At 57.6% G+C, this 12,157-nt stretch carries 14 protein-coding genes; 3 read left to right on the plus strand and 11 right to left on the minus strand.

Annotated elements, in window-relative coordinates:
• Positions 1-78: 78 nt before the first annotated feature.
• The 3 genes from ACR0EN_RS11870 to ACR0EN_RS11880 all read right to left on the minus strand — a co-directional run bounded on the left by ACR0EN_RS11870 (position 79) and on the right by ACR0EN_RS11880 (position 2,751).
• Positions 79-1,638 carry a trimethylamine methyltransferase family protein gene (locus tag ACR0EN_RS11870; RefSeq protein ID WP_170612251.1) on the minus strand — a complete coding sequence of 520 codons (1,560 nt, stop codon included), beginning with the start codon at positions 1,636-1,638 and terminating at the stop codon, positions 79-81.
• Positions 1,639-1,751: 113 nt separating this feature from the next.
• The gene (locus tag ACR0EN_RS11875; protein WP_170424087.1) at positions 1,752-2,447 is read right to left on the minus strand and encodes an HAD family hydrolase; all 696 of its coding nucleotides are present in this window, start codon (positions 2,445-2,447) and stop codon (positions 1,752-1,754) included.
• Positions 2,448-2,466: 19 nt separating this feature from the next.
• Positions 2,467-2,751, minus strand: coding sequence for a DUF3572 domain-containing protein (locus ACR0EN_RS11880; RefSeq protein WP_480586917.1), 285 nt, complete (start codon positions 2,749-2,751; stop codon positions 2,467-2,469).
• A gap of 89 nt (positions 2,752-2,840) precedes the next feature.
• On the opposite strand from ACR0EN_RS11880, the gene ACR0EN_RS11885 reads away from it, so the two are divergent.
• Positions 2,841-4,241, plus strand: a complete 1,401-nt coding sequence (locus ACR0EN_RS11885) for a diguanylate cyclase (RefSeq protein WP_480586921.1) — start codon at positions 2,841-2,843, stop codon at positions 4,239-4,241.
• Between the two features lie 4 nt (positions 4,242-4,245).
• Here the strand turns inward: ACR0EN_RS11885 and ACR0EN_RS11890 are convergent, their stop codons facing one another.
• The 4 genes from ACR0EN_RS11890 to ACR0EN_RS11905 are packed head-to-tail and all read right to left on the minus strand — an operon-like array spanning position 4,246 to position 6,129.
• Positions 4,246-4,719, minus strand: coding sequence for a periplasmic heavy metal sensor (locus tag ACR0EN_RS11890; RefSeq protein ID WP_170397015.1), 474 nt, complete (start codon positions 4,717-4,719; stop codon positions 4,246-4,248).
• Positions 4,716-5,060, minus strand: coding sequence for a hypothetical protein (locus ACR0EN_RS11895; RefSeq protein ID WP_170647710.1), 345 nt, complete (start codon positions 5,058-5,060; stop codon positions 4,716-4,718). The genes ACR0EN_RS11890 and ACR0EN_RS11895 overlap by 4 nt, the downstream gene beginning before the upstream one ends.
• A complete protein-coding gene (locus ACR0EN_RS11900; protein ID WP_170818013.1) occupies positions 5,053-5,667 on the minus strand; it encodes an RNA polymerase sigma factor in 615 nt (204 codons plus the stop codon). The genes ACR0EN_RS11895 and ACR0EN_RS11900 overlap by 8 nt, the downstream gene beginning before the upstream one ends.
• Positions 5,668-5,673: 6 nt before the next feature.
• Complete coding sequence (locus ACR0EN_RS11905; RefSeq protein ID WP_170403961.1) at positions 5,674-6,129, minus strand: EF-hand domain-containing protein; 456 nt, start codon at positions 6,127-6,129, stop codon at positions 5,674-5,676.
• A gap of 221 nt (positions 6,130-6,350) precedes the next feature.
• On the opposite strand from ACR0EN_RS11905, the gene ACR0EN_RS11910 reads away from it, so the two are divergent.
• Positions 6,351-6,749, plus strand: coding sequence for a DUF983 domain-containing protein (locus tag ACR0EN_RS11910; RefSeq protein ID WP_170397024.1), 399 nt, complete (start codon positions 6,351-6,353; stop codon positions 6,747-6,749).
• On the plus strand, positions 6,746-7,447 hold the full coding sequence (locus tag ACR0EN_RS11915) for an NUDIX hydrolase (RefSeq protein ID WP_170626401.1): 702 nt from the start codon (positions 6,746-6,748) through the stop codon (positions 7,445-7,447). The genes ACR0EN_RS11910 and ACR0EN_RS11915 overlap by 4 nt, the downstream gene beginning before the upstream one ends.
• Here ACR0EN_RS11915 and ACR0EN_RS11920 read toward each other — a convergent pair.
• From ACR0EN_RS11920 to nuoN, 4 genes are read right to left on the minus strand one after another with little or no spacing between them, the layout of a single operon-like run.
• Positions 7,444-9,111, minus strand: a complete 1,668-nt coding sequence (locus tag ACR0EN_RS11920) for a ribonuclease J (RefSeq protein ID WP_480586926.1) — start codon at positions 9,109-9,111, stop codon at positions 7,444-7,446. The two genes, ACR0EN_RS11915 and ACR0EN_RS11920, sit on opposite strands and share 4 nt — an antisense overlap.
• The gene (locus ACR0EN_RS11925; RefSeq protein ID WP_170397028.1) at positions 9,108-9,887 is read right to left on the minus strand and encodes a type III pantothenate kinase; all 780 of its coding nucleotides are present in this window, start codon (positions 9,885-9,887) and stop codon (positions 9,108-9,110) included. Before ACR0EN_RS11925 ends, ACR0EN_RS11920 begins: the two co-directional genes overlap by 4 nt.
• A 12-nt stretch (positions 9,888-9,899) precedes the next feature.
• Positions 9,900-10,649: a biotin--[acetyl-CoA-carboxylase] ligase gene (locus ACR0EN_RS11930; protein WP_170818015.1), complete on the minus strand. Its 750-nt coding sequence runs from the start codon at positions 10,647-10,649 to the stop codon at positions 9,900-9,902.
• A gap of 54 nt (positions 10,650-10,703) precedes the next feature.
• Positions 10,704-12,146, minus strand: a complete 1,443-nt coding sequence (nuoN, locus tag ACR0EN_RS11935) for an NADH-quinone oxidoreductase subunit NuoN (protein WP_170397032.1) — start codon at positions 12,144-12,146, stop codon at positions 10,704-10,706.
• Positions 12,147-12,157: the final 11 nt, after the last annotated feature.

Consider the following 12,157-nt stretch of genomic DNA (forward strand, 5'->3'; position numbering starts at 1 on the left):
TTAACAAACACCCAAAATCCGATACGGGATTATGAGAATCCGATCTAATCCCAAACTGAAGGGCGGATTGGGCAGCGATCAGAAATCGGTCGGCGCACCGCCTTCGGCCTTGCGGCGCTCAACAAACTCGGCCAGCTCCTCGCGGATCGCCTCATCCATCTTCGGGGCTTCGAAATTGTTCACGATCTCCTTGAACATCCGATGGGCACGTTCCGCAGTCCAGATACCACCAGCTGCTTCCCAGGCTTCGAAGTTTTTCCAGTCACTCAGGAACGGCTGATAAAATGCGGTGGTATAGCGATCTTGCGTATGTTGGATGCCAAAGAAATGCCCGTCGTTTCCAACAGACCGGATCGCTTCAAGGGCGATGTCATCCGGGCCCGTCGCTGTCAGTTCCGGCTGCATATACCTCTGAATCTGCTGAAGGATTTCGCAATCCATGATAAATTTCTCGGGGCTTGCGATAAGGCCTCCTTCCAGCCAGCCTGCCGCATGATATACCATGTTGGTGCCTGACTGCACCGCCGCCCAAAGGGAATTCGAGGTTTCCCAAACCGACTGCCCATCGGGCACATTTGCCGCGCAAACGCCCGAGGACCGCATAGGCAAGCCATAATACCGTGCCATCTGCCCAGTCATCTGGGTCGAGCGCATGTATTCCGGTGTCCCGAATGCAGGCGCACCGGATTTCATATCGACATTCGAAGTAAAGGTTCCGATCACGCATGGAATACCCGGGCGAACGTACTGAAACAACGCAATCGCGCACAGCGCTTCGGCAAGCGATTGTGCCACTGCGCCAGCCATCGTCACAGGGGCCATCGCCCCGGCCAGAGTGAAAGGCGTCACGACAATTGCCTGCCCACGCCGCGCCAGCCGTAGGCAGCCATCGATCATTGGATGGTCGTGTTTCAACGGTGAGGTCGAGTTGATGTTAGTGTACATCCGGGGCGTGGCCTCGAATTCCTCGTGGCTCAGGCCACCCGCGATACGCACCATCTCCATCACGTCTTCGACGCGCTCTTTCCCCAGCGAATAGGCATGCATTGCCTTATCAGTCAGGGTCAGCTTGTCATAAAGCACATCAAGGTGCCGTATGCTGGCGTGGATATCGACCGGCTCAACCGGATATCCACCTGCAAAGTGGATACAGTTGAAGTATTGCGTCAGCTTCAGCAGGTCCTGACACATCCGCCGGGTGCCGGGCACTTTTTTTCCGATTTCCATGTCCCAATAATTTGGTGGGGATGAAACATTGCCGAACAGAATGGTCTTGCCACCAATCTTGATCTGATGCTCCGGGTTGCGCGGCGTGATGGTAAATTTGCTGGGCGCCTTGCCCACCATTTCCATCACGAAATCCCGGTCCATGCGGACGTTGTCGCCGGAAATTGTACAGCCCGCCTTGCGCAGGATCCCGATGGCTTCCTGATTGTAGAACTCGATGCCGATCTCTTCGAGAATCCGCATGGCACCTTCGTGAACCGCTTCGATCCCCTCGGGTCCCAACGGCTCGATTGGCTTGTCGATGTTTGTGGGCGGGTTCCAGGGCATCTGCTCGATCACCGCCGCGCCGCGCCTTGCGGCTGCACCCGCGCGTCCACCACCGCGACGTTTGCGTGTCTTGCTCTCAGCCATCACCATCCTCCGCGCTTTCACTCCTATGAAAGCCCCGAAGATTCAGTATCGCCGTTCTGTCTGCGACAACAGTTGTCGGTTTTATTATCCAACCCGGCGATTTGGAACCGAGGTTATTCGGTTTTCGACAACCAGCCGGGAATGTGCCCGATGTTGGGCAAGACGACATCCGCCAGCGGTTCGAGTGTTTTGGCCGTCGCCATGCCGGTCAGAACCCCGATGGTGACCATCCCTGCGGCGCGTCCCGCCTCTAGATCGTGAAGACTGTCACCAACCATCGCAACACGAGATGGCGCGACCTCGACATGCTGAGCAAAGGCCAATAGCTGCCCCGGACCTGGCTTGTAACCATGTCCGCTGTCATATCCGGCTACAAAATCAAAATGGTCTCGCACACCAACGGACTGCAGGTGCTGCAGGGCCGGCATTTCAGCATCGTTCGTCGCAACGCCCAGTTTCAGCCCGGCGCGACGCAGCTCGGCAAGGAATGGTGCCAAGGGAACGGCTTGGATCTGCTCTGCGTTCGCTGACGCCCGGTTGAGTGTTTCGATCAGGTGCCCCAGAGATACCTCAGGCAAATGCGGTGTCAGAGCTGCAGCAACCTCATCGACCGTTCCGGCGATGACTACGCTATTCGGGTCGTAGCTCTCTTGTTCAAAATCAAATCCGATGGCCTTCCCCAACTCGGTCGCGCGCTGCACATCTCCATCAGAGAGCTGCAGCATCGCGATACGCCCGAACGCACCCCAAGTGGCTGCAAAATCAAAAAGAGTACCGTCCTTGTCGAACACGAGGGCGTCGATTGCCATGAAACAAATTTCCTTTGGGTTAGGTCCAGTGCATATCCGAAATTCCGGACAACGCGGCACGGGCTTGACCCGGCTCTTCGTAGAGCACGGAATTGGCGTCACAAAAAGCGATCACCCATGAATCGTCAAGCAGCAGAAAGTCCAACACAGACCCAAGAAATTCAGCCTCACCCGCACGGTCGCGCAAATCTTGTTCCGAGGCACCTGTCGCCCCCAGGAAAACGGGCAGCAACTCATCATTTCCCACCAGCCAGCCCAGCACATTCAGGGCCAGAGTTTCAGCGGAATTGGCGGAGATCGGCATAAACTGGCCTCGGACACTGTGTTGGAAAGGGTTTGTTAACCAGACTCATAAACACTTTAGCAACGCATGCAATCAAACGGTGAATGGCTATGTCTGTACAAGGCACCATACTCGTCCTCGACGGTGTTTCGACCAATCGCATAATGCTCAAGGTTCAGTTGACGGCCGCCTGGTACCATGTCGTGCAGGGTGAGAAACTGGCCGGGCTTGGTGCATTGCTGCGGCGGACACGGCCTGATCTGGTTCTTACAGCGCAAACTCTGCCCGACGGAAGCGCTGCGGATGTTAAGAAAGTGATGGCGGCAGATCCTGCTCTGATCGATGTGCCGATTGTTGCGATTGCACCGCAAAACGACAAAGCAGCGCGTTTGAAGGCACTGTCGGACGGGCTGGATGATGTGCTTGGCTATCCGTTCAAGGATACACTTCTATTGGCCCGCGTGCGCAGCTTGTTACGTGCGCGCGCCGAACGGCAGGAATTAAACATCGAAAGTTCGGCCCAAACCATTGGCTTTGGCGAGGCGCCACAGGTGCTGATCGCCCCGCCATCGACGGCAGAGATCGCGATCCTGACGCAAACAGTTCGAACCAGCGCGTTGTGGAGTAATGCTCTGACCCATCAAACCCGGCATCGTGTGACCGGCCATACTCTGCCTGATCTCAAAGGCATCCTGTCCGGGACGATCCCGGACGCGATTGTTGTTGAGCTTGCACCGAATAGCTCGGGGCGGAACCTACTGGCAGATCTTCGGTCGCGCGGTGCGACACGAAATACGGTGCTGATCGGTGTGTTGCGGGATTATAATCCCGCACTTGCGGCCGAGGCGCTGGACCGAGGCGCTGATGCGGTCTGCATGGGCGGGTTTCAGACAGATGAGATATGCTTGCGGCTTGAAACTTTGATCGCCCGCAAGACCCGAGACGACAGATTGCGAGCGACATTGCGCAGGGATTTGGCCGAATCCCTGATCGATCCGCTGACGGGACTGTTCAATCGCCGCTATGCGATGCGCGCGCTGGACCAGATCGCGCATCAGGCCCCAGAAACGGAACACGGATTCGCCGTGATGCTGGCCGATCTGGACCACTTCAAGGCAATCAATGACCGTTACGGTCACGCCGCGGGGGATTTGGTTCTGACCGAAACCGCGAAAAGGCTGCGAGTCGTGATAGGAAAAACCGGTTTTGTCGCGCGTATCGGCGGCGAAGAGTTCATGATCGGGCTACCGAATACCTCAACCGACCAAGCGCTGAAGCAAGCGAAACAGATTTGTGAAACAATTTGCGAAAAACCTTTTCAGCTGCCGGATCGTCCGGCCCCAGTACCCGTAACGATCAGCGTGGGGGTGAAATTATGTACCCCGCCCGAACTCTCTCATCCAGGCGAAGCAGACCCGGTCGGTCGATTGATCAGCTCGGCGGACAAAGCACTTTATGCCGCCAAAAAAGCGGGCCGCAACCAGGTACAGATTCGGCAAAGCGCAGCGTGACTAGTCAGTCCCGTTTTTTGTGTTTGCGCGGGCCGCGTTTAACCACGTCCTCCAGCCGGTCCGCGTAAGCGGCACGTTGGTCATCATTCATGGCCGAGATCTGGGCCAGCCATTGCTGATGAAGCGCAGTCTGCAGATCAGCAGTTGCTTTCGACTGCTGTGCCAAAAGACTCGCAACCGCTGCGGGATCGAAAGGCACGGCCCTAAGCACTTGACTGAGAGCAGTAAAATCCTGCTTGCGCCGATGTGATCCTTTTCCGCGCAGGTCCGACAACTCACCCCTCAGAGCCTTTCGATCCGACTTTGGCAGCGCATAATACAGCGCCGGGCCAAATCCCGGAGGCGCATCGGCATGAGCGCTTCCTTTAAAGCGCAATGCCGCACCCAAAATGACTCCGACAATCAGCAGATTCAAAGCAAGAGAGACAACCAGCAATATCGGCATCCATTTGCGTTTGGGTGCGGGATGATCGCTCATTCTGCATCCTCCAGATAGTTTTCGTCTAAATTCAGATCGGCCATCAGATAGGTCGTCTCTTGTGAGATGAAATAATCAACAGGGTCCGGCAAGAAGGTCGGCGCGGAGAACCCGATCCAGACGCCAGCTGCGCTTGCCGCCACAAGACCGCTCAACCCTTGCCACCCCCCGATAACGCCTATCTTTTGCCGCCATGTCCGCCGCTGCGGTCTTGCAGTCCGGGCCAGACGTATGGCTTCGGCATCCGTTTCGATGCGAACAGCCAGATCGTCGGGAAGCACATCCCGCGCCGCACGCGCCTGTGCAAACAGATGGTCGAGTTCGTTATCTTGATCAGCCATGTTCGTACCCCAGTTCATCCCGACGCCCCGCCAGTATCGCGGTAAGAGATCGTTTGCCACGCGCGGTCAGGCTTTCAACCGCCTCGACCGAAATATCCATGATCCCCGCGATTTCGGGATTGGACAATTCTTCGATGTGCCGCAGAACCACAGCCTGCCGCTGCCGGTCCGGCAAATGCTCCAATGCAGCCTGCAACGCGTCCTTGCGGGCACTCTCCTGCATCTGGTCGACCACACTGGCAGTCTCATCTTCGGGTTCGGCCACATTGTCCAACGCTTGAGGCCGCTTTTTCCGGCGCAAGTCCACACATAGATTCAGTGTTACGCGATAGAGCCAAGTCGATAACTGCGCCTGCCCCGGCACCCAGTTAGGCGCCATTTTCCACAGGCGCATCATCGCTTCTTGCGTTACGTCCTCTGCTTCGGCTGGGTTTCCCAGCATTCGCAAAGCCACGGAATAACTTCGCGGCCCCAACCGCCCGGTCAGCAGGCGGGCCGCCGTAGCATCGCCATCAGAAAACCGGCCCAGCAACTCTTCGTCGCTGGGCTCGGGCATGGCAGATGTTCCGCCATGCTCGATGTCGGGATAAGAGGTCAGATCCTCCATCCCGTATCAGTTGTTGTCGGTGTCCGACTTCTGATGCCGCTTGTGTTTCCGGCCCATTTTGTCTTTTGCATCCGCGTATTCCTGTTCTGAGATCGAACCGTTGCCGTCGGCATCGATGCGCTCGAACATCTTGGAGGCGCGGCGCGGTTTCGGCAATTCATCTTCGCTAAGGAAACCATCCGCATTTGCGTCGTGCTTTTCGAACATCTTGGTGACACGCTCGTTGGCCTTGGTCTGCGCCGCAGCCTGCATTTCTTCGACGCTCAGTTGGCCGTCGCCATCCGTATCGGCAGCGGTGAATTTCTGGTTGCGATGTGTCTCGATCTCGGCCTGAGTCACCTGCCCGTCCCCGTCGGCATCCAGTTCCTGAAATGTCGCACGCGGGCCCTTGGCCAAAGCGGAAGTGCCGGTCACAGTAACTGCAGCTACGACGATTGCCGAAATGAAGCTTTTGGTTTTCATTACATAGTTCCCTGAATTTGGCGGCCATTTGCCGCTGTTGATACCTATTCAAACGCGGCTTGGGCGGGTTTCCGTCGCTTCCGGCACAACTTTTTTTGCTTTATTTGAAACGCCAATAGAAAATGATACGCTAAGCAGCAGCGCCACAAAGCGACGCACCCCCCTTTTCCGTTGGGTCTGATCCTGCCTATATGCCTCCAGGAAAGATGTGCGAGATACATATGATTGACCAAACTATTGACAGTTCGCTCGAAGAAGACCGCCCAACAAAACCCGCATTGATCCGAGGGTTCCGGTGCAAATGCCCGAATTGCGGTGAGGGTGCGCTGTTGCACAGCTATCTCAAGGTGAATGACACCTGTTCGGAATGCGGGCAGGAATTGTTCCATCATCGCGCTGATGACGGCCCGGCCTACCTGACGATCCTGCTGGTGGGGCACCTTCTGGCACCCGCCCTTCATGTCTCTTATGTGCAGTGGCGTCCCGATCCATGGACCATGGCGATTGCATTCTCGATCGGCTGCGTCGCGCTATCCCTGTTCCTTCTGCCCCGTCTCAAAGGGGCCGTTGTCGCCTATCAATGGGCGCGGCGGATGCACGGGTTTGGCAAGGCCGGATGACGGCGGATAAAACCGCAATCCGGGATGCTGCTACCGTAATCGTATTGCGTGATCGGTTCACAGACCCGTCGATCCTGATGGGCCAACGCGGTGCCAAGGCTGCGTTCATGCCGAACAAATTCGTGTTCCCGGGCGGCGCGGTTGATGCTTCCGATGCGGGCATCTCGCTCAGCACGCCATTGCCCGATCTATGCACCGATCGCCTGTCACAACAATCAGCGCCAAACTTGCAGACCTCTCTGGCTGTCGCGGCGATCCGAGAGTTGTGGGAAGAAACCGGGCTTGTTCTGGGGCAACAAGGGGATTGGCAAGGCGCGATCCCGGCCGATTGGCAAAGCTTTGCGGCGATGGGCTACCTGCCGTCTGCAGAAGCACTGCAATTTGTCTTTCGCGCAGTCACACCACCGGGGCGACCCCGCCGGTTCGACGCCAGGTTCTTTCTGGTCGATGCGGACGCGATTCAGGGGGATCTTGACGACTTCACCCATGCCTCGGACGAGCTATCGCATTTGCAATGGGTCAAGATCAGCCAAGCGCGAGAGTTCGACCTGCCCTTCATCACCGAAGTTGTTCTGGCCGAAGTCGCCGCCCGTGCAGAGGACCCGAACCCGCCTGAAACTGTTCCCTTCTTTCTCAACAACGAAGAGGCCAGCCTTTTCCTGCAGCTTCGGGGCTATCCGATGCCCTATGCAGATTAACGCATTCGGCTAACAACCACTGTTACCTCGGGTTTCTTGCCGATCTCGGCCTGCGCGGTCTGACGTGCGATCCGGCGCAACCCTTCTTCCAGTTTGTCGTCATCACGCAGCGTCTTTGCACCCGCACGCATCAGGAACTGGTTCAGGTCCTCTTCCAGCACCTCAATCAGCCCCGCGCGGGATGATCCCATTTCGGGCAGGCCCATCGTATCGCACCACGGCTCACCCAGCGGTTCGTCTTCTTCGTCCAATATCACGGTGATGATGATATGGCCGTTCAGCGCCATCCGAATCCGGTCGCGCACCACGCCGTCCAAGGCGCCGATTTTGACTGTACCATCCAGATAGGTCCGGCCAGTCTCGATATAATCCGCCACTTTGGGCGCATTCCCAGTCAGATCCAGCATAGTGCCGTTAACAGCGAGAATCCCAGTGCGACCACCCGTTTCGGCCAGTTTGGCATGCTCACGCAAGTGGCGGTGTTCGCCATGCATCGGGATAACCATCTGCGGATCGATCAGGGCGTGAACCTTCTCAAGATCAGGCCGGTTGGCGTGACCCGAGACGTGATACAGACCAGAGCTGTCATCGACCACATCCACGCCCTTCTCACTGAGCTGGTTCATGATGCGGATCACGCCACGTTCATTGCCGGGAATAGTCTTGGACGAGAACAGAAACAGATCGCCCTCTTTCGCTTCTAGTCCGCGATACTTACCGCGCGCCAGTTGGGCGCTGGCTGCGCGGCGTTCGCCTTGGCTGCCAGTCACAATCAACATCAGGTTCGCGCGCGGCACGTCGACGGCCTCTTCGGCGCTGATAACCTTTGGAAAATCGGTCAGGATGCCGGTCTCGGTCGCCGCCTCGATCATACGCCGCATCGCACGACCCAGCAGAACGACCGAACGGCCGGCTTTCTGTCCCGCCTCTGCCAGCGTTTTCACGCGTGCCACGTTCGAGGCAAACGTGGTTGCGATGACCATGCCGCTGGCCTCTTGAACCAGACGGGTGATCTCGGGGCCGACTTCGGATTCCGAACGCCCGGGATGGCTTGAGAACACATTAGTACTGTCACAGATCAACGCTTTGACGCCGGGCTTTGCCACCTCGGCCCACAGATCGGGATCGAATGGTTCGCCCACGACCGGGTTGGAATCGAGCTTGAAATCCCCCGTATGCACCACGCGCCCGGCAGGAGAGTCGATAACGAGCCCTGCACTTTCAGGGATGGAATGCGAAACCGGCAGGAAACCAACGGTAAACGGGCCAGCCTTGATCTGTTCGGGCCATGGAGACGCAGTTTGCACCGCCTCGGTCGGGTGGCCGCGTTCGTCCATCTTGCGACGCGCGATATTGGCGGTAAAAGCGCGCGCGTAGACCGGCGCGCCTAAAGCCTCATAACAGTGGGCCACCGCCCCGACATGATCTTCGTGCGCGTGAGTGACAAAAACTGCTTCCAGCTGATCGGCGCGCTCTTTCAACCAGGTGATGTCTGCAAAGATCAGATCCACGCCGGGCGAGGTGTCCATGTCCGGGAAGGCAACGCCAAGATCCACAAGGATCAACCGCTCTTGCCCCGGCTTACCGTAACCATAGACATAGGCATTCATGCCGATTTCGCCTGCACCGCCCAGCGGCAGATAGATCAGTCGTTCACTGCTCATGTTGAGCCATTTTCCTTGTTATAGCGATGTATCACGGTCAACCCGTGCATCGTCAGATCATCCTCGATAGCGTCAAAACCCACGTCAGCCTGATCAAACAGAGGCGCCAGGCCCCCGGTACCGACGACTTTCATCGCCATTCCGTATTCAGCTTTCACGCGCGAGATCAGCCCTTCGATGAGGCCGGAATATCCCCAATACACGCCAGACTGGATACAGCCAACCGTGTTTGTTCCAATCACTTTTTCGGGCCTCGTGATGTCGATATGCGGCAACGCCGCGGCACCCTGATGCAGTGCCTCAAGGCTCAGGTTCACGCCAGGGGCGATGATACCACCGACGTAGGCGCCGTCGGCTGCGACTACGTCGAAATTCGTAGCCGTCCCAAAGTCAACCACAACCACATTGCCGCCATGGCGGTCGAACGCCGCCGCCGCGTTGGCCAACCGGTCCGGACCGGGCACGGTGCCTTCGTCCACGCGCGGATTGACCGGCAGCAGGCAATCTGGCTTGCCAACAACAATCGGCCGGCATCCAAAAAAGCGATCAGCAAAGACCCGCAGGTTGAACACCACGCGTGGCACGGTTGAGGCGATGATCACATCCGAGATATCAGCTTCGATACCGTAGTGTTTCACCAAGGTTGAATACCAGGTGAAATAGGCATCCGCTGTGCGGGCATGATGAGTTGAGGTGCGCAGGGTGCACAGAAACTTTTCGCCATCCCAGATCGAGAAAACGGTGTTGGTATTGCCGCAATCAATTGCCAGAAGCATCCCGCGCCCCTTTCAGAAGTACACATCCGCAGCCGGAATGCTGACCCGGCCCTTGGCGGTGTTTAGGACAAGGCTGCCACCCACGTCTACCGTTTCGAAGGTTCCAACCGTTTCGGACGTGGCTGTACGAGCGGTTATGACTTCGCCCAACCGCGCTGCTCGGGATAGCCAGGCGGTGCGGATCGGTTCGAACCCGTAGGTCATGAACTGGGTCTCATAATGCGCATAAGCTACCGCCAGTTCGGTCAGAAAATCCTCGGGGGTGGTGAGCGCGCCGGTTTCCGAGAGCAGAGAAACAGGTCGCACCGCTCCGGCTTCGACGCGATCAGTGCCCGGTGCCTCGGACAGGTTCACCCCAATCCCTATCGCCAGATGTGACACCCCCCGGCCCTGCCCCGTGCTTTCTAGCAGGATACCCGCTAGTTTTCCGCCGTTGAGCAGCACGTCATTGGGCCATTTCAGTGCCAAACCTACTGCGCGCCCCGTTACCGCCACACACGCATCATACAGGGCGAGCGCTGCGACAAAACTTCGAAGGGCCGCCTGTTCCGGATCACCCGGCGGGCGCATCAGCAAAGTCACTGCCAGATTACCTTTGGGGTTGGCCCAGGCTCGCCCGCGCCGACCACGCGCGGCGGTCTGATGATGTGCCATGATCCAGACCGGACCGGTCGCTGTTGGCGCAAGCCGCACCGCCTCATTCAGAGTGCTGTCGACTTCTTTCAGTATATGCAGGCCATATCCCCGCGGCCATTCGCTCATGTCAAAAAGGCCCGGTCGCGCGACCGAGCCTCGGTTGATCGAAACGCGGCAGTATCAGTTGACAAGCGTCGCCGCAGCAGCTGCAGCTGCCCCTTCCACACCGAACTGATAAAATACGCCAATCAACATCAGAGCCGCAGAGCCCATCAGCGCTGCCCACAAAACCGGGGTCGAGCGGATCTCGATCGGGTCTTCATTCTCCGCCCCGAAATACATGTAGAACACGATCCGCAGATAGTAGAACGCACCGATGACCGAGGCGATGGCCGAGACGATCACCAGCCCGAACAGGTCGGCATCGATACCCGCTTGCCAGACGCCGAACTTGGCGAAGAAGCCCAGCATCGGTGGCACGCCCGCCAGACTGAACATCAGGATCAGGACCGCCAGAGCTTTACCCGGATCGCGCTTCGAGAACTGACGTAGCGCATCAATATCAGTGACCGGTTTGCCATCACGCTCCATCATCAGGATGAATGCGAAGGTTCCGATATTCATCGTCACATAGATGGCCAGATACATCAGCATTGCCTTGATGCCCATCTCGGTCCCGGCGGCCAGTCCGATCAGAGCATATCCCATATGGGCAATCGACGAAAACGCCATCAGCCGCTTGATGTCCCGCTGCCCGATGGCCGCAACCGCGCCCAGCAGCATCGACAGGACCGAAAGCAGCACGATCACTTGCTGCCAATCCTTGATCACGCCTCCGAATGCGTCATGCATCAGGCGCGCGAACAAGGCCATCGCAGCCACTTTCGGAGCGGTGGCGAAGAACGCGGTAATCGGGGTCGGTGACCCTTCATACACATCCGGCGTCCACATGTGGAACGGCACGGCCGAGACCTTGAAGGCCAGACCCGAGATCATGAACACCAGGCCAAACAGGAGGCCAATCGAGACATCTCCATGATGCACCGTTTGGATGATGCCCGAGAACAGCGTGGTGCCAGTGAAGCCGTAAACCAGCGACGCACCATAGAGCAGCAAGCCAGAACTCAACGCGCCCAGCACGAAGTATTTCAAACCGGCTTCGGTGGATTTGGCACTGTCGCGCCGCAAGGCGGCCACGACGTAAAGCGACAGCGACTGCAGCTCAAGCCCCATATAAAGCGACATCAGATCGCCTGCGCTAACCATCATCATCATGCCTACAGCCGCAAGTGCGACCAGCAGAGGATATTCAAAGCGCAACAGATCGCGGCGCGCCATATATTCCTGGCTCATCAGCAATACCGCAGCGGCAGACAGCAGAATCGCAACCTTTGCAAATCGAGCAAAGCCGTCATCCACAAACATGCCGTTGAAGGCCACGTTGGTACCTTCGCCATTCATCGCAATCCAGATTGCCAACACTGCCATCAGACCTGAAGTGGCCCAGACCAGCATGGGAGCCAGAGCATCCTTGGTGGTGTAGACAGCCCCGATCAGCGCCGCCATCGCATAAATTGCCAGAACAATTTCCGGCAGGATGATTGTCAGATCAGCCTGGATCATGTCTCCAAAGC

It is taken from the genome of Ruegeria sp. AB7 (assembly GCF_056542625.1).